Source organism: Streptomyces sp. NPDC001530 (assembly GCF_042894545.1).
Taxonomy (GTDB): Bacteria; Actinomycetota; Actinomycetes; order Streptomycetales; family Streptomycetaceae; genus Streptomyces.
In genome coordinates this window covers 310,933-327,381 of sequence record NZ_JBIAVS010000010.1, presented here as the reverse complement: position 1 = coordinate 327,381, position 16,449 = coordinate 310,933, and the positions used below count along the sequence as shown (strand labels likewise).

17 protein-coding genes and 3 pseudogenes are annotated in these 16,449 nt (G+C 69.4%); 11 read left to right on the top strand and 9 right to left on the bottom strand.

The window, feature by feature from the left end:
• Positions 1–128: 128 nt before the first annotated feature.
• Together ACFY0T_RS22530 and ACFY0T_RS22525 are read right to left on the bottom strand one after the other, a co-directional pair.
• Complete coding sequence (locus ACFY0T_RS22530) at positions 129–602, bottom strand: VOC family protein (protein ID WP_388873246.1); 474 nt, start codon at positions 600–602, stop codon at positions 129–131.
• Positions 603–1,088: 486 nt separating this feature from the next.
• Positions 1,089–2,006, bottom strand: a complete 918-nt coding sequence (locus tag ACFY0T_RS22525; RefSeq protein ID WP_388873244.1) for an NADP-dependent oxidoreductase — start codon at positions 2,004–2,006, stop codon at positions 1,089–1,091.
• 452 nt (positions 2,007–2,458) lie between these two features.
• Here ACFY0T_RS22525 and ACFY0T_RS22520 point away from each other — a divergent pair, with 452 nt between their 5' ends.
• Positions 2,459–2,626, top strand: a complete 168-nt coding sequence (locus ACFY0T_RS22520; protein ID WP_388873241.1) for a hypothetical protein — start codon at positions 2,459–2,461, stop codon at positions 2,624–2,626.
• Between the two features lie 205 nt (positions 2,627–2,831).
• Positions 2,832–3,269: a hypothetical protein gene (locus tag ACFY0T_RS22515; RefSeq protein ID WP_388873239.1), complete on the top strand. Its 438-nt coding sequence runs from the start codon at positions 2,832–2,834 to the stop codon at positions 3,267–3,269.
• Positions 3,270–3,565: 296 nt separating this feature from the next.
• Here the strand turns inward: ACFY0T_RS22515 and ACFY0T_RS22510 are convergent, their stop codons facing one another.
• From ACFY0T_RS22510 to ACFY0T_RS22500, 3 genes are all read right to left on the bottom strand, one after another.
• Positions 3,566–4,342 carry a hypothetical protein gene (locus tag ACFY0T_RS22510; protein ID WP_388873236.1) on the bottom strand — a complete coding sequence of 259 codons (777 nt, stop codon included), beginning with the start codon at positions 4,340–4,342 and terminating at the stop codon, positions 3,566–3,568.
• Positions 4,343–4,535: 193 nt separating this feature from the next.
• Positions 4,536–5,408: a hypothetical protein gene (locus ACFY0T_RS22505; RefSeq protein WP_388873233.1), complete on the bottom strand. Its 873-nt coding sequence runs from the start codon at positions 5,406–5,408 to the stop codon at positions 4,536–4,538.
• Between the two features lie 232 nt (positions 5,409–5,640).
• Positions 5,641–6,387, bottom strand: coding sequence for a hypothetical protein (locus ACFY0T_RS22500; RefSeq protein WP_388873230.1), 747 nt, complete (start codon positions 6,385–6,387; stop codon positions 5,641–5,643).
• A 178-nt stretch (positions 6,388–6,565) separates the two neighbouring features.
• On the opposite strand from ACFY0T_RS22500, the pseudogene ACFY0T_RS22495 reads away from it, so the two are divergent.
• Positions 6,566–6,976: pseudogene (locus ACFY0T_RS22495) on the top strand (DUF4291 domain-containing protein); the annotation flags it as partial.
• Positions 6,977–7,007: 31 nt separating this feature from the next.
• Positions 7,008–7,679 (top strand): annotated as a pseudogene (locus tag ACFY0T_RS22490) (SDR family NAD(P)-dependent oxidoreductase).
• A 196-nt stretch (positions 7,680–7,875) separates the two neighbouring features.
• On the opposite strand, the gene ACFY0T_RS22485 reads toward ACFY0T_RS22490, so the two are convergent.
• Complete coding sequence (locus tag ACFY0T_RS22485; protein ID WP_369245060.1) at positions 7,876–8,055, bottom strand: hypothetical protein; 180 nt, start codon at positions 8,053–8,055, stop codon at positions 7,876–7,878.
• 268 nt (positions 8,056–8,323) lie between these two features.
• Here ACFY0T_RS22485 and ACFY0T_RS22480 point away from each other — a divergent pair.
• Both ACFY0T_RS22480 and ACFY0T_RS22475 read left to right on the top strand, forming a co-directional pair.
• A pseudogene (locus ACFY0T_RS22480) lies at positions 8,324–8,500 on the top strand (carboxymuconolactone decarboxylase family protein); the annotation flags it as partial.
• 79 nt (positions 8,501–8,579) lie between these two features.
• The gene (locus ACFY0T_RS22475) at positions 8,580–8,747 is read left to right on the top strand and encodes a hypothetical protein (protein WP_388873463.1); all 168 of its coding nucleotides are present in this window, start codon (positions 8,580–8,582) and stop codon (positions 8,745–8,747) included.
• Positions 8,748–8,751: 4 nt separating this feature from the next.
• On the opposite strand, the gene ACFY0T_RS22470 is transcribed toward ACFY0T_RS22475, so the two are convergent.
• Positions 8,752–9,627, bottom strand: a complete 876-nt coding sequence (locus ACFY0T_RS22470; RefSeq protein ID WP_388873227.1) for an undecaprenyl-diphosphate phosphatase — start codon at positions 9,625–9,627, stop codon at positions 8,752–8,754.
• A gap of 310 nt (positions 9,628–9,937) precedes the next feature.
• On the opposite strand from ACFY0T_RS22470, the gene ACFY0T_RS22465 reads away from it, so the two are divergent.
• The 3 genes from ACFY0T_RS22465 to ACFY0T_RS22455 are packed head-to-tail and all read left to right on the top strand — an operon-like array spanning position 9,938 to position 12,800.
• Positions 9,938–11,140 carry a Gfo/Idh/MocA family protein gene (locus ACFY0T_RS22465; RefSeq protein WP_388873224.1) on the top strand — a complete coding sequence of 401 codons (1,203 nt, stop codon included), beginning with the start codon at positions 9,938–9,940 and terminating at the stop codon, positions 11,138–11,140.
• 2 nt (positions 11,141–11,142) lie between these two features.
• The gene (locus ACFY0T_RS22460) at positions 11,143–12,078 is read left to right on the top strand and encodes a PmoA family protein (protein WP_388873454.1); all 936 of its coding nucleotides are present in this window, start codon (positions 11,143–11,145) and stop codon (positions 12,076–12,078) included.
• A gap of 5 nt (positions 12,079–12,083) precedes the next feature.
• A complete protein-coding gene (locus ACFY0T_RS22455; protein ID WP_388873451.1) occupies positions 12,084–12,800 on the top strand; it encodes a cupin domain-containing protein in 717 nt (238 codons plus the stop codon).
• A gap of 34 nt (positions 12,801–12,834) precedes the next feature.
• Here ACFY0T_RS22455 and ACFY0T_RS22450 read toward each other — a convergent pair whose 3' ends face one another.
• Positions 12,835–13,296, bottom strand: coding sequence for a winged helix-turn-helix transcriptional regulator (locus tag ACFY0T_RS22450; protein ID WP_388873221.1), 462 nt, complete (start codon positions 13,294–13,296; stop codon positions 12,835–12,837).
• Between the two features lie 102 nt (positions 13,297–13,398).
• Here ACFY0T_RS22450 and ACFY0T_RS22445 point away from each other — a divergent pair, with 102 nt between their 5' ends.
• The gene (locus tag ACFY0T_RS22445; protein ID WP_388873218.1) at positions 13,399–14,568 is read left to right on the top strand and encodes a thiolase family protein; all 1,170 of its coding nucleotides are present in this window, start codon (positions 13,399–13,401) and stop codon (positions 14,566–14,568) included.
• An 82-nt stretch (positions 14,569–14,650) separates the two neighbouring features.
• On the opposite strand, the gene ACFY0T_RS22440 is transcribed toward ACFY0T_RS22445, so the two are convergent.
• Positions 14,651–15,469, bottom strand: a complete 819-nt coding sequence (locus tag ACFY0T_RS22440) for a TVP38/TMEM64 family protein (RefSeq protein ID WP_388873216.1) — start codon at positions 15,467–15,469, stop codon at positions 14,651–14,653.
• Positions 15,470–15,518: 49 nt separating this feature from the next.
• Between ACFY0T_RS22440 and ACFY0T_RS22435 the strand changes: the two genes are divergently transcribed.
• Positions 15,519–16,253, top strand: a complete 735-nt coding sequence (locus ACFY0T_RS22435) for a DNA alkylation repair protein (RefSeq protein WP_388873213.1) — start codon at positions 15,519–15,521, stop codon at positions 16,251–16,253.
• Positions 16,254–16,449: the final 196 nt, after the last annotated feature.

Sequence of the window (16,449 nt, the reverse complement as noted above, 5' to 3'; positions counted from 1 at the left end):
CTTCACCGTGCCCAGCGGTGCCCTGGGGTCCTTCACCGGGGGCGATGCGCATGGTGACGAGCGCCCGACACGGTCTTATGGCAGCAACCGCTGGTCACGGACCGTTGCGTCCGATGCCTGAGGTGGTGTCAGCGGCCGGGGGCCCGCTGCTTGACCTCCTGGAGCACCCAGCCGTTGCCGTCCGGATCGCTGAAGGTGGCGTAGGAGCCGTAGGAGTCGCGGTCGGGGTGCAGGCCGGTCACCCGCTCTTGGCCCGGGCCATCGTGGACGATCCGTCCAGCCTCGTGGCCGTGGTAGAAGATGCCTCCTGCATCGTGGAACACCTCGCTCACCTCGATGCCGCGGCCGACGAGATCCGCGCGGGCCTCCTCGATGTCGAAGACGATGAGGTACAGGCCCTGGACGGAGCCCGGCGCCAGGGGGGTGAGCCCCTTACCGAAGATGATCGAGCACTCCGAGCCGGGCGGCGTGAGATGCACCGCACGCCAGTCCTCACTGGCGGCGACATCGAGGTCCAGACGGAATCCCGCGGCCTCGTAGAAGGCCTTGGCCCGATCGACGTCGGAGACAGGCAGCACGATGAGTTCGAGCTTCAGATCCATGTCAGGTCCGTCCTTCCTCTTCTCGGCAACGGTGTGCCTGGGTACTGGGCGTCACCGGTTCAACAAGTGGTCACGGTCGGGCTGTTGAACTTCGCGCCACCTATCTCGGCCCGGCGCAGTCCGGCGCGCAATGCGCACCGGGCCGGGCGGGCCGTGGAGGCACACCGACCCGAAGCAGGGCCGGTTCACAGCTCTTGTCCACGGTGGCCGACTGCTGCTGTTTCTCTGGTCGGCCTCTGGACTGGGTTGCTCGGCCGTAGCCTCGCCGAGCTCAAGCACGGACCGGAGCGTCGCTGCGAAGTCGCACATCTTGCGTGCCTCGTTCTCCAGACCCTCGTAGCAGCGCGCGGTCGAACCTTCTCCGCCTCGCGTCTTTCGGCCAAGGTGGATGGGCCCGCCCAACGGGGAGCAGGGCACAGTCGGTGACACCTGGGCCGGCGCATGAGACATCGTGGCGGCGAGGACGCCGATCCGGCTGCGTGGCGCTCACGCAACCTGGATGACGGTCTTGCCGACTGATCCCTTCTTCGCGCGGAACGCCTCCGGGGCACGGTCCAGAGGATGGACGGCACCCACCAACGGGCGCAGCCGGCCCTCCCGGTGCCTGCCGATGATCTCCAGGAGGTGATCACGGTTGGGTTCGACGATGAAGTACATGGCCCGACCGTCTTCGGGCCGCACGGTCGGGGGTTGGGCGATGGTCACCAGGGTGCCGCCGGGCCTGAGCACGGCGGCAGAGCGGTCGAGTACCTCGCCGCCGATGGCGTCGAAGACGAGGTCGACGCGGCCTACCGCCTCCTCCCACGCCGGTTGTCCGAGGTCGAGGAAAACCTCTGCGCCGAGCTCCAGTACCCGGTCCCGGCTCCCCTCGCGCCCCGTCCCGATCACGCGCGCCCCGGCATCACGGGCAAGCTGCGTCGCGGCCATTCCCACACCCCCGCCCGCTCCGTGCACCAGCACGCTCTGCCCGGCCTCCAGCCTTCCGTGGATGAAGAGGCCCTGCCAGGCGGTGAGGCCCGGCATCGGCAGAGCCGCCGCCAGCACGTGGTCGATTCCCGCGGGGAGCGGCGCCAGATTGCGCGCCTCCACCGCCGTGTACTCCGCGAGAGTGCCGTCCCGGTTCCAGTCGGTCAGCCCGACGACACGCTGACCGACCGACAGCCCGGTCGTGCCGACCGCCACCTCGGCGACCTCACCCGACAGCTCGTGTCCCGGAATGACGGGCGCTCGGTCCCTGCCGCTCCGGTCGACCCAAGTGGCCGGCCAGGCCAGCTCATCCGGGGTGAAGCAGGCCGCACGCACCCTGACGATGACGTCGCCCTCGCCCGCGTACGGGTACGGTGCCTCTTCCACAACCAGGCTGTCCACGGCCGCATCACGATCGTGGGTTCGTACGGCCTTCATCGCCCCTCCTTCCAGCAGCGAGCGAGCCCCCCTCCCGTTCCAGGATGACGGCGTGGTGCCCTCGGGGCGATCGGGGGCGACGCACCTCGGATCTGGCCGTCTCAGGTGCACCCAGCACCTGAGCACCAGGGAAACGCACGCGCATCATGCACAAGCTGTGACCGGGAAGGCTCATTGGGTTAAGGCGGCCAAATCGGTCGGCAGCGTTAGTTCCGGCCCGTGGGGAACGCTCCGGGCACCGAGAACGCCGCACGCGTGTCGGCGGCCCCCCGAAGTGCCCGTCCCCTTCGCCGAAGCGACCTGCGGCAACGACAGGTGGAGTGAGTGAAGCAGTCGCACATCCTCGGCGCAGCGGGAGTGCTGCCCAGGTCGCAGCGCTTCACTGCCCCTGCCTCGACGGCACCCTGCACCGAGAGCCTCACTCTCGAAGAGACGCGCAGCCCTAATTCCTGATGGAATCGGACACTGGGGATAAACAGTCGATCGAGTGGCTGCCCGGGACCACGGTTACCGGCAAGGGCGTCTTCGGTTACTGGGAGGGGCGACGGAGCCGGCTGACCCGGCGGCTCGGCCACCTGGCACTCGGCAGACAGGACCGTTCGACCGCGCCGGGCGTCTGATGCACCGCACAACCGGATGGCTGATGCTGCTCCGTCGAGCACCACAGCCTGCCTCCACCTGGGTCGCTGGCCCAACTGATCAGCCGGCACGACCCGGTGGCCACGTTTGCACACCCGTACCAAGACCATTGGACGGAGCAGTCAGGTGCCGAACATCACCAAGACAAACAGCGTGCGATACCTGAGCGCAGCTGCCGGAGTAGCTGTGACCCTCGTCGGCGGTGCAGCGCTCGCGCCGTCGGCGTCGGCCGACGTGTCCGCCGCGAAGCACCATGTGGAGACCTTCCAGCTGGTTGGCAAGCAGACCTCGGCCGGAGAAGTCGATCTGGGCGAGCGAGGAGTCAGCGTGGGTGACCAGCGGGTTGTGCACGAGGATCTTTACCGTGACGGCAAGAAGGTGGGCGATCACAGCGCGGTCTGCACCTTCACCCAGGTCAATCCCGCCGCCCTCCAGTGCCTGGGCACCTTCGCGCTCCCCGAGGGACAGTTCGCCGCGCAGTCACTGCTGCACCTGCCCGCACCGCCCTCCGTCGACGTCAGCATCACCGGCGGATCTGGCGCCTACCGCACCGCTCAGGGCTTTGTCCGCACCGTCCCCGCGGGTGAGACCGAGCGCCACTTCACCGTCCATCTGCAGCGCTGACGAGTCCCTGCACGCTGATGAGCCCCCGACCGGCGGTGCCTGCAGGCGGACCGGCCGACACGGTACTGACCGAAGCCCGGGCTACATCACCCAAGGCACGCCTGCATCTGCCTTGTGTATCCGCCCGCCGCCTCCAGTTCAAGCCGGACATACAACCCGTGACCAGCGCTGATCGCTGAGCCGGGATCCATCGCCGCCTGTTGGGCTTCACACCGCACTGGGGGCCCTGCGCCGTGAGCTGGGTGCATGCTGCGTAGTCCGGGATGAGAGCCTGCTGTCAGAGGCGGCATGAGTGGTCAGAAGGGCGGCTCATCCATGCAACCTCCGGCCCAGTTGCCCCCACGGACACGTTGGTTGCGCGCAGCAATGTCGTCGGCGGTTTCCAGGTTAGTGGTGTCGTAACCCCAGTTCTTGAGTGCGTCCAGAGAGCGGCTGCGGTTGTAGCCATTGGTACTGGTCGCCAGGAGGTGACGGGCGTTGCGCCCGAGCTCGTCCTGATGCCAGGTGAGATCGGGATGCTCGGTCAAGGGAAGGGCAGCAACGATCGCAGCATCACGCACGTCCGCGTCGTGGTGCCCCAGGAAGGGGGAGACGGCACGGTAGAAGGTGGGGCGCCGGTCGCGGAAGGCGCGCATTTCCGGGTAGTCGTCGAGATAGCCGCCGTTGAAGTGGCGTTCGCCGATGGCGACGCACTTGTCATCGGCGTCGTATGCGAGTGATCCGAGCCAGTCCAGGAGGGCCGCCCGTACGGGGTAGCCCCTTTCCAGCTCAGTCAGTAGGCCAGATCCGACGGTCGCGGTGGCCGGGTGGATAAGGATCGCGGCCACGTACAGGGCCACGGGGAGAGTGGCTTCGTAGAAACTGTTCTGGTGGCATACCGGCTCCAGCTCCCTGATGGCGCTGGCCTGAACCGCAGGGTCGACGTCGAGGAGTCGAATCAGCACGGCTGGCAAGAATCCGCCGTCCCCTCTCGCTGTGCCGAGTGAGGCCCAATCCGTGCCGTCCAACAGCGCCTCATGATGGGGGAGTCCATCGGAGGTGGAGCCGTCGGTCTGCTGGTTCTCGCTTTTCACCGGGCAAGGCTACGACGCTCACCACATGGGCGGTGGCGGGCCGACGACCACCACCAGGGCAGGCTGAATCTGGCCCAGCCCCACAAATGGTTGGTGAACGTGGCTTGACATGGGTCATCAAGCCGCGTTCACAACCTCTTTCCTGGCTCAAGGCGATGGGAACGTGGATGCCGGCGGTGGCTGGCGCTGCCCATCAGTGGTCCGAGTCCTTGATCCGACGATGAGAGACCTGTTCCCGTGCCGTGCGCCAGCGTGACCGTGTCTGCTCGACCACGCTGTCCCACTGCCGGCGGATCTCGTGGTCGGAAGGGCGGTGCCCCTGACGGATCCGGCTGAGCTCGTCTCGTACTTCTCGTCCCAGTGCCGCCGATGCGACGATGACGAGCATGGCTCCGAAGAGGGCCGAGATCATCGCGAAGACGGCACCGACGACCCCGTACCGTGAGGCGGAGGAGTTGAAAAGACGCGGCAGGTAAACAGTTGCGCCCACCGAATAGGCTGCCGTCAGAACGGCCGCGGTGACGCCGAAAGGGATCAGGTCAGTCCAGATGATCCGCTTCGCTGACAAGATCCAGCCGCTCCAGACGAGGAACACGATGGTCACCGGTACCTGGCACACCGAGGCCGCCAGATCCAGCCCACCCCCGCCGAGGACCGCAGAGAGCCACCCGGTGACCACTGCGTAGCCACCAAGGGTGAGGATCCACCACAAGCCGTTGCGCGTGTTGCGCACGCTGAGGGGCTTGAGTTCCCATGTCTGTTCGAAGAGCCGCTGCGAGGCTCGCGCGAAGCTCAGCGCCGAGATCGTCAGGAACACGACCCCGAAGATGCCCACGCTCGCACTCGTGTTCTCAGCAGGGGAGAAGAGGGAGTTGACCGCCTCGGCGCCTGCTCCGGTGAGGCTGTAGCGCCTGATGATCCGCTCCGCGGCGTCGTAGTGCACGAAGTTGCTCAGGACGTTGCCGCTGAGGATTGCCAGGGGGATCAGTGCGGTCAGAGCGCTGGACGCCAAGGCCATCGAGCGGTCGAAACCCACGATCTTCTGAAACCGGTTGACGACCCGCAACGCGAAGGCGGGACGCAGCCAGAACGTCAGCGTTCTGACGACGCGCTCGCGATTGATCCCCGCCGTCCTGCCCTCCGTGAAGATCGGAACCTGTGTGGCGGCGCGAGCCTAACGAACGTTCGTGGGGGTAATGGCGGGCGACACGCATGCTTCGCTGAAAGGGCTGCGAACACCGCTTGACATGAGTCTCCCTGTCGTACGCTGCGGAGCTCCAGCCAGTGCTCGACCGCGGTCACTTGGAATCCGTCAGCTTGCTGAGCTTGTTCAGTTGTGTCCTGATGATCGCTTCCGGTACGACGGCCGGGTCCTTGCCCCTTGGCCCTGCGGGGAGGTTGAACTCGTAGAACATGGCGACCGTCGTCCCTTGCCGAACGGCCACCACCGCGAAGGGAACCCGGATGGGCTCCTCGTCCTCGCTGTCCGCCGCGAGCTGTGTGAGCCGCAGGGATACGGATTCATCACCGTAGCCGGGGTCGGGCTGGAGTTCGGCCTCGTCGTAGCGGAAGTCCGCCCGGATGTCTTTGAAGGACTTGCACCGCTTGGCGGCCGTGCGGAATGCGTCGATCACCCGCGCGGCAACCCCGGAGCTGTGTGACGACAGGATCATGGATGCTCCGGGGCCGTGCTTCTTCGAGGAAATCATCCGGCCGGTGCGTGCGTTGGCTGCGAAGCCGCTGCTTCCACCCAGTGCCTGAACTACGGGCGTGCATTCGGCAGGGTCCGCCGTTCTGTGAGACGCCGAGGGAGCAGTCAGGATCCGGTTGACTTCGTAGCCGTCGAGATCCGTGTCCGTGATCGCCGCCCGCTCCAGGTCCGCCGTGCTCCACGGCTTGTCCTGTGCACCGGCCGTCTCGGTCTCTTCCGCCGCTGCGCCCACCCGGGAGTCCTGCCCGGATTCGCATGCGGCGAGCGGCAAGAAGGTCATGAGCATGGCAATGGCCATGCCGACCCGTGATGGGCGAACCACTGTTTTCCCCACCCGTTTGATTACTGAGCGCCAGCAGGTTCCCGCCGGCTCAGAAGCTTCGCCCGAGCCATCCGCCCCGACTCCAAGCATTGAGCAGCAGGGTAGATCGTCCGCTTGGGAGGCGCGACGGGTTTTGAGTCTGAGGGGCGAGTTGTGCTGTGCCGTCGAGGAAAAGGGCTGCGAGGGCTGCTTGACATGGATCAAGCCCTCGTTCTTGTGGATGATGTACTGGTGCGGCTGGGGCACGAAGGAGGGCCAGGAGACGGTTCTGGCCGTCGAGATCCGCCGCGAGGGCTTCGAGTGGGCGCTGCGGCACTCGTGTCTGTCGCACTACGCGCCCGACCTGCACGGGGACCAGGCCGCCTGGAAGCGGCAGTCGAGGCAGTCGCCGGCGCGGGTCCAGTGGGACCCCGAACGCGATCTGCGGCTGAACCCGCTGCCGTACCGCTCCCTCCAGCTCGGGCTCGCGGGCGAGGCGGCGGCCCGGTACGCGGACGAGTGGATCGTGAGCATCGACGATGTGACGCCGCTCGCGACGCGGATCCACACCCTCGTACGCGCGGGGGACCTCGACGGCGCGGCGGCGCTGCTGCCCGAGGAGGCACACCTGGCACGTCCTGGTCACGGTCGTCATGGGTGGCAGCCGGGGGGTAGGAGCCGCGTCGTGCACGCGCCTCGCGGCGGACGGGCACGACGTGGTGGTGGGGGACTTCAGTGTTACGTCAGTGACGGCGCCGCCGCGCGGGCCGCGAACGCCGTCCGCGCGCCGGCGGCGCGCTGTGTCACGGTGCGCGTGGGCACCTCCGACGACGCCCGGCGCGAACACGCAGCGTGCCCGGGAGGTTGATCTCCATGACGCGTCGCAAATCGGTGGGGCGAGATCGGCGTCCGCGAGCCTGCCCAGCAGGCCGGTCACCCCGGCGTCGCTCACCAGCCCCGTCACCGGCACGAGCCGGTCCGCCACCGTGTCGACGAGCCGCTCGACGTCGCCCGGTCGATGGCGGCCCGGGGAAGCGGCGTCATCGTCAATGTGTCCTCGGTGGCCGCGAGGCTCGGCAGTCCCGGCGAGTTCGGGCACTACGCGGCCGGCAAGGCTGCCGTCGACGCGCTGACGGCGGGTCTGGCCAAGGAACGCCAAGGAACTCGGCCCCGACGGCATCCGCGTCAACGCGGTCGCGCCCGGCATGATCGACACCGAGATGCACGCGACGATGGGGGATCCGGGCCGCGCCGAGCGCGCCGCCTCCTCGATTCCGCTGCGCCGCGCGGGCCAGGCCGAGGAAATCGCCGCCGCCATCGCGTGATTGATGTCGCCCGACTCGTCGTACACGACGGGGGCGGTGCTTCGGGTGTCCGGGGGCGGTGACGGGGCGTCTCTCGGCGGTGCGCTGTGACGGCGGGGTGGCGCTGACGCGGAGGTGTGCCGGCTTCACCTGTGGCCGGCCGTCAGGCTCGGTGGACGTTTACTCCGCGGCTCTCATGCAGCCTTGCCCGCGGCGGTCATGCCGCCTCTACGACCTCTCCCCGTATCGCTTCCGCCCACTTCACGACCAGCAGTTCGTACTCCGCCCGCTCCTGGGCGGACAGCGAACCGCCCGCGCGCATCCACAAGGCGCGGATCTGCTCGTTTAACGCGGCAGCAGACCGCACGGAACCAGAGGGCGTGAAATCGGGGGACATGCGCACAAGCCTAGGGGCAAGGACTGACACTGCGCTACCGGTCGGCTACCGACGTCGTATGTGGTTCGTCACGGCCGACTGAGGCGGGGGTCAGTCGATCCGGACGACGCCGCACTGACCGCGCAGTTGGGCGCCGTGGAAGAAGGCGCGCAGCGCCCTATGAGCCCGCGTCCGACCGCGCGTTGCGCCGGTGGATGCCGCCCGGCGTCACGCGTGAACCCCTCATGCTCTTCAAGGTGCTGGAACGCCACCCGAACTGGCCTCGCGCATGCGGGCGTTGGGCGCGGGCCTCCTCGTCCACAGCCGACTGAGTGAGGCCGACCGCGAGTTGGTCATCGCCCGCGTCGCCGCCCGCTCCGGGTGCGCGTACGAGTGGGGCGTCCACATGGCGACGTACGCCGAGCCGGCCGGTCTCTCCCCGGAACAGGTCGATCTCACCGCGACCGGCACACCCGACGACCCGGCCTGGTCCCCCCGTCAGTCCGCCCTGCTCCGTGCCGTCGACGAACTGCACGCCCGCGCGCGTGAGCGACGCGTTGTGGAGCGGACTGCGCGAGCATCTCGACGAACAGGAGGTCCTGGAGGTGCTGGTCCTCGCGGGCTGGTACCGGACGATCGCGTACGTCGCCAACGGCGTCCGGATCGAGGGGGAGCCTTGGGCGCTCGCCCTGCCGGGGGCGCCCGGGGTGTGAGCGATCAGCCCGCCGACTCCGCCGCGTGCGGGCTCAGCCCGCCCGTCGCCACGAGCGCGATGATGACGATGCCGAGCGCGATCCGGTACCAGACGAACGGCATGAAGCTCTTGTGCGAGATGAACTTCATGAACCACGCGATGACGGCGTAACCCACGGCGAACGCGATGATGGTCGCGAAGATCGTCGGCCCCCAGGAGACGTGGCCCTCCCCGGCGGCGTCCTTGAGTTCGAAGGTGCCGGAGGCGAGGACGGCCGGCATGGCGAGGAGGAAGGAGTAACGGGCCGCCGCCTCGCGGGTGTAGCCCATGAACAGGCCGCCGCTGATGGTCGCGCCGGACCTGGAGACGCCGGGCACCAGCGCCATCGCCTGGCAGACGCCGTAGAGCAGGCCGTCCTTGGCGTTCAGGTCCGCAAGTGTCTTGCGCTGCTTGGCCGCCCGGTGCTTCCCGCCCGTCTCGTCGCGTGCCGCGAGCCGGTCGGCGACGCCGATGACGATGCCCATCACGATCAGCATCGTCGCGGTGACCCGCAGATCGCGGAACGGCCCCTCGATCTGGTCCTTGAGCGTTACCCCGAGCACGCCGATCGGGATCGAGCCGACGATCACCAGCCAGCCCATCTGCGCGTCGTGGTCGCTCCGCATCGCTTTGTTCGTGAGCGAGCGGAACCATGCCGCGAGAATCCGTCCCACGTCCTTGCGGAAGTAGATCAGCACGGCGGCCTCCGTGCCGAGCTGCGTGATCGCGGTGAACGCCGCGCCCGGGTCCTCCCAGCCCGCGAAGGCCGCGGTCAGCCGCAGATGCGCGCTGGAGGAGACGGGAAGGAATTCGGTCAGCCCCTGGACGAGTCCGAGGATGAGGGATTCAAACCAAGACATGAAGTTACGTGGTCCAAGTGCTGATCGTGGGAGGGGCGACGGGCACGCCGTGCCGCCATTCGGGTGATCACGGGTGTTGAGGGCAGCGTAGCGTCCGCCTGTGACAGCCCGGCCACAGGGGTTTCGCAGAGGATGCGCCCCGGGTGGGAGCCAGCGTTGTCCACGTACCGGCCGAGGTGTTGACCAGCCGCTGGACCGCCGCTTACGTTTCAGCCGGAGAGAAAGCGCTTGCTGCCGCCAGGGTCCGCTCGGTGTCATCACGCGTTGGCCAACGTCTGACGTCACGTCCGATGGAGCGCTGATCACGTACATGAGCACATCCCGCACCGCAACCAGCCCCGAGACCTCCGCGAACCGCCCCGCGGCCCCGTACGACGGCCGTCGTATCCGGGCCGCCCTCATCGGCGCCGGGGCCATCGCGCGAGGAAGCCATTACCCGGCGCTAGCGCAACTGGCCGAGGAGGGCGAGACGGAGATCGTCGCCGCGGTCGACATCGCCGAGGGTGCGGTCCGGGAGTTCTGCGCAGAGGCGGGCATCCCGCACGCGTACACCGATCTGGACCGGATGCTGGAGGAGCAGCGGCCCGACCTGGTCGCCATCTGCACGCCGCCGACGCTGCACCGCGAGCAGACCGTCGCCGCGCTGCGCGCCGGTGCCTGGGTGTGGTGCGAGAAGCCGCCGGTGCCGACGCTCGCCGACTTCGACACCGTCGAGGCGGAGGAGGGGACGGACGGGGGCCCGTACGCCGCGATCGTCTTCCAGCACCGCTTCGGCTCGGGCGCCCGGCACGTGCGCCGCCTGCTCGCCGAAGAGGCCATGGGGCGTCCGCTCGTCGCGCACTGCCAGACCACCTGGTACCGCAACGCCGACTACTACGCCGTGCCCTGGCGCGGCCGCTGGGCGACCGAGGGCGGCGGGCCCGCGATGGGGCACGGCATCCACCAGATGGACCTGCTGCTCGACCTGCTGGGGCCGTGGAGCGAGGTGCGGGCGATGGCCGGGCGCCTGGTGCACGACGTGGAGACCGAGGACGTCTCGACCGCCCTCGTCCGCTTCGCGAGCGGCGCGATGGCCACCGTCGTCAACAGCGTCCTGAGCCCGGACGAGGTGAGCCGCATCCGCATCGACTGCGCACGCGCCACCGTCGAGCTCACCCACCTGTACGGGCACAGCAACGACAACTGGCGCATCACTCCGGCACCCGACGTGCCCGACGCCGATGCCGCGGCCTGGCGGGACTTCGGCGCTGACGTACCGAGTTCGCACCTCGCGCAGCTGCGCGAGCTGGTCGCGAGCATGCGCGCCGGGGAGCGGCCGCGCAGCAGTGGCGCCGACGGGCGGACCAGCCTGGAGCTGATCACCGCGCTCTACAAGTCGGCGTTCACGGACACGACCGTCCGGGCGGGGGAGATCGGCCCGGGGGACGCGTACTACACGGCTCTGCACGGTGGCGCGCCGGGCTGGGCGCCCGCAGTTTCCGAGGTGTCGGTCGGCAAGGAGGTGCCGGCGTGACCATGTCCTCGGAGGGCGGCCTGCGGATCGTCCACACACACGGTGAGCTCGTCACCATCAGCGAAGTCACCACCGGCGTCGAGCTGTTGAGCTACGTCTACCGCCCCGAGGCCGCCTGGGAGTCCCCGAAGCCGTATCTGCATCCGCTGCGGACGCTGGCGAACCACGTCGTCACGGGCTACCGGCCCAACGACCACCGCTGGCACAAGGGCCTCCAGATGACGGCCTCGCATCTCTCCGGCCAGAACCTGTGGGGCGGCAACACATACGTTGACGGAAAGGGATATCTCGAACTCCCAGAGCGCGTCGGGTCGATGGCACACGTCACCTTCGACGAGGTCGCCTCGGACGGGGGCCGCGCGGTCATCGCCGAGCGGCTCACCTGGCATCCGTACGACGGTGAACTCTGGGCCGACGAGGAGCGCCGCATCGAGGTGCACGACGTCGATCCCGAGGTGGGCTCCTGGGCGCTGACCTGGACCACCGCGGTCACCAACCGCCGCGACGAGCCGCTGCGCTTCGGCAGTCCCACCACCGCCGGGCGGGAGATGGCGGGCTACACGGGCCTGTTCTGGCGCGGGCCGCGTGCCTTCCGGGACGGGCGGGTCATCGGGCCCGATGCCGAAGGGCCCGGGCTGATGGGGCGGCAGGCGCCCTGGCTCGCGTACTCGGGGGAGCACGACGGCTCCGACGGCCACGCCACCCTCGTCTTCGCGCACGCCCCCGAGAACGACCACTCCGGATCCCGAGGCGCCCACCCGGCCCACTGGTTCGTCCGCAACGAACCCTTCGCCGCTGTCGCCCCGTCGCTCGCCTTCTTCGACGAACTGGAGCTCGCGCCCGGCGACACGCTCACCCGCCGCTACCGGGTGGTCGTCGCCGAGGGAGCCTGGGAGCGCGCGGAGATCGCCAAGTACCTGGAGGCGCATCCCTGGTGAGCGAGATGATCCCCGGCTTCACCGGACTGCCGGGAGCCGTCGCCGTCTCGCACCTGCGTGTCTACGACTGGCCCGCGGCCGACGGCGTGTGCGGCGGAACTCCCCATCTGCACCTGACCTGTTCGGAGGCGTACGTCGTCACCGGCGGGCGCGGGTCGGTGCAGACACTGACGACGTCGGGGTACGAGGTCACACCGCTCGGACCCGGCACGGTCGCGTGGTTCACGCCCGGCACGATCCATCGCCTCGTCAACGAGGGCGACCTGCGCATCACCGTGCTCATGCAGAACAACGGTCTGCCGGAGGCGGGCGACGCGGTCCTCACGCTGCCCCCGGAGTATCTGACCGACCCCGAGACGTACGCGGCCGCGACCGTCATTCCGGCGGACGCGCCCGAGGAGGAGCGGGCGCGGGTCGCCAGGGCCCGGCGCGATCTCGCCCTGGAGGGCTACCGGGCGCTGCGCGACGCGGACGGGCCCGAGCCGCTCGCCGCGTTCCACGAGGCCGCCGCCGCGCTGGTACGGCCCCGCCTCGCGGAGTGGCGCGAACGGTGGCGGCGCGGCGCCGAGGCGGCCGCCGCGGCCACGGGCGACCAGCTCGACCGGCTGGAGCGGGGCGACACGTCCCACCTCGCCGACGCCGTCGTACGGGCCGAACAGCCGTCCACGTACGGCCGGTTCGGCATGTGCGGACGGCTCGATGTCTACAGGGGGACGGTTTAGGCCTGCGCCGAGCGAGCGGGGTCAGCGAGTGGGTCTACGCCGCTGTGGGCCCCGTCACCGTCCAGCCCGGCGCCTGCGGGTGGGCTGTCAGGTCGTCGTGCTGCACCTCTTTGCCGCACTCGGCGCAGACGACCTGCGGGACGAGTTCGTGGCCGCAGATGTGCTCGATCACCATGGGGCGGTCGCCGTCCGCGTGGAGGTGGCGGTCGCCCCACGCCATGAGCGTCATCAGGACCGGCTGCAGCTCCCGACCGGCCTGGGTGGGCCGGTACTCGTAGCGCTTGGGGCGGTCGCTGTACTCGACCTTCTCCAGTACGCCGGCGTCGACGAGCCGCTTGAGGCGAGCCGTCAGCACATCGCGCGGGGCGCCGATGTTGCGGACCATCTGGTCGAAGCGTGTGGCGCCCAGGGACACCTCACGCAGTACGAGCAGGGAGTACTTCTCGCCGACGAGAGCGAGGGTGTCGGCGATCGAGCAGGGGCGCGCGTCCTTCATGCCGCCAGTCTAGGGGGTGGGTTGGTTTGTCCAACCCACTGAGCTACTCTTGAGTCACTTAGCGGGTTTGGAAAGCAAACTCAGTGAGTTTGGAGATCAAACATGCGTGACGCCGTGATCGTCGAAGCCGTACGCACCCCCATCGGCAAGGGCAAGCCGAACGGCTCCCTCGCCCACGTCCACCCGGTGGAACTCCTCGCCCATACGCTGCGCACCCTCGTCGAGCGCTCCGGGGCCGACCCGGCGCTGATCGACGACGTCATCGGCGGCACCGTCGACCAGGTCGGCGAGCAGGCCATGAACACCACCCGGTACGCCGTGCTCTCCGCGGGATTCCCCGAGACGGTGCCGGCGACCACGGTGGACCGCCAGTGCGGCTCCTCGCAGCAGGCCGTGCACTTCGCCGCTCAGGGCGTCATGTCGGGCGCGTACGACATGGTCGTCGCCTGCGGTGTGGAGTCGATGAGCCGCGTACCGATGTGGTCGAACGTGCCGGCGGGCAAGGACCCCTTCGGGCCCGGGGTCGCCGAGCGCTACCCGGAGGGCCTGGTGCCGCAGGGCATCAGTGCCGAACTCATCGCCGCCAAGTGGGGCATCACCCGCGAGCAGATGGACACCTTCGCGGTGAGCTCGCACCAGAAGGCGGCCGCGGCCTGGGACAACGGCCTGTTCGACGCCGAGGTCGCATCCCTGGAGGGGGTCACCCGCGACGAGTGCGTCCGGCCCGCCAGCACCACGGAGATACTCGCCGGACTCAAGCCCGCCTACTACGACCCGGCCTTCGGTGAGCGCTTCCCGCAGATCGACTGGTCCGTCACGGCGGGCAACGCGAGCCCCATCAACGACGGTGCGTCCGCCGTGCTCATCACGTCGAGCGAGACCGCGGCCCGCCTCGGCCTGCGCCCGATCGCCCGGCTGCACAGCTTCGCCGTCACCGGCTCCGATCCGCTGCTGATGCTCACGGGCGTCATCCCGGCCACCGAGAAGGTGCTGCGCAAGGCGGGTCTGGCCCTCGAGGACATCGACCTCTTCGAGGTGAACGAGGCCTTCGCAGCCGTCGTCCTTGCCTGGCAGCAGGAGACGGGCGCCGACCTCTCCAAGGTCAACGTGCACGGAGGAGCGATCGCGATCGGCCATCCGCTCGGCGCGAGCGGCACCCGCCTGACGACCACCCTCGTCCACGCCATGCGGGCCCGCGGAGCCCGCTACGCGCTGCAGACGATGTGCGAGGCGGGCGGACTGGCCAACGCGATGGTGCTGGAAGCGGTGTAGTGCGGCCGTCGTGATGCGGAACCGCGCAGTGCCGCCGCGGTGGTGCGGAGGCCGTGCAGCGCCGCGGTGATCGGGCAGTGCTTCAGTGACCGCGCAGGTGGTGGCGCTTTCGCCAGGCCACCACCGCTCCGACCAGCGCCGGTACCGCGATGAAGCCCATCGCGATCAGGAAGGCGGGCGACGTCGGCGCCGAGGCCCGGGCGCCGGCGACGGCGTACGCGGCGGTGTTCGGGATCGAGCCGAGCGCCGTCGCGAGGAGGAAGGGCAGCCAGCCCATGCGGGAGACGGCCGCGCAGTAGTTGGCGGCCCAGAACGGCACCCCGGGGAACAGCCGGGCCACCATCATCGACCGGAAGCCGTGGCGGCTGAGCTGCCCGTCCGCCGCCTTCAGCCAGCGGGCGCGCAGCAGCGGGCGCAGCGCGTCCTGCCCGAGGACCCGGCCGAGCCCGAAGGCGACACCGGCTCCGAGGACCGTGCCCACGAGCGCGGTGCCCAGGCCCAGTTGGGAGCCGAAAAGGGCGCCCGCCGCCAGATTGAGGAGCGGCCGGGGCACGAACGCGACCGTGCACAGTCCGTAGGCCACGGCGAACGCGACGGCCGCCGCGGCACCGCTGAGCTGTGGCGGCCAGCCATCGGCGAGCAGCCGCTGCGGTTCGAAGAGCAGCACGCTCGACGCGGCGGCCGCGAGCAGCACCGCCAGCAGGGAGAGCCGCGACCAGGGCGAGAGCAGCGCTCTCACACAGCGGGCGGTCAGGCCGGTGCGTGCGGCGGTCAGGACGGCGGGTGCGGCGACGGCGAGCTCGGCGGCGACGGCCATGTCCGTGGCGGCGGCGAACTCCGTGGCGGCGGCCTGGGGAGTGGCCGTGGCGGTGCCCCCAGAGCGGGTGGTGGCATCGAGCATCCGGTGACACTAACCGACCAATGTGTGTGATCGCCGTATGGTGCGTCTCATGGGTGTCACAGCTTCCGGAACACCGGGTGCGCGGTTCGAGGTGCCGAACAGTGCCCTCGCGGACACCGTGCTGGAACGGCTCACCGCCACGTACGCCGCGGCCGCCGATCCGCGACGGGCCGCGTCGATGCGCGCGTACATGAAGGACATCGCGCCCTTCCTCGGCCTGACCACGCCCGAGCGCCGCGCCCTGACACGGACGGTCCTCCAGGACACCGCCCGACCCGACGAGGCCGACTGCACGGCGCTCGCGCTGCGCTGCTGGGAGCTGCCGGAGCGCGAGTACCACTACTTCGCCGTCGACTACCTGCGCCGCCATGTGAAGCGGCTGTCGTCGGACTTCCTGCCGGTGGCGCGCCACCTCGTCGGCACGGTCCCCTGGTGGGACACCGTCGACGCACTCGCCTCCCACGTAGTGGGAGGCCTGGTGGCCGCCGACCCGAGGCTGAAGGCCCACATGGACGCGTGGATCGAGGACGACGATCTGTGGGTCGCCCGTACGGCCCTGCTCCACCAGCTCCGCTACAAGGACGCGACGGACACGGAACGCCTCTTCGGGTACTGCGTCCGCCAGTCCGGCCACCCCGATTTCTTCATCAGGAAGGCGATCGGGTGGTGTCTGCGCGAGTACGCGAAGACGGACCCGCAAGCGGTACGGGACTTCGTCCCCCGGGAGCGGGGGAGGCTCGCGCCGCTGTCCGTGCGCGAGGCGCTCAAGAACATCGGCCCCTAGACACAGTCCCTGAAGCACCTTAAGCACCCCGACGCACCGTCCGAAACACTCGACTCCTGGGCGCGGAAAACCATTCGACGTGGGCAGACGCGTCGGCAATGATCGCCTCATGTTCCGGTACGCCTTCCTCCTCGCAGCATCCGCAGTCGCGGATGCCCCGAAGGCTGCCGTCCCGATCATCGTGGCCGCCGTCGAC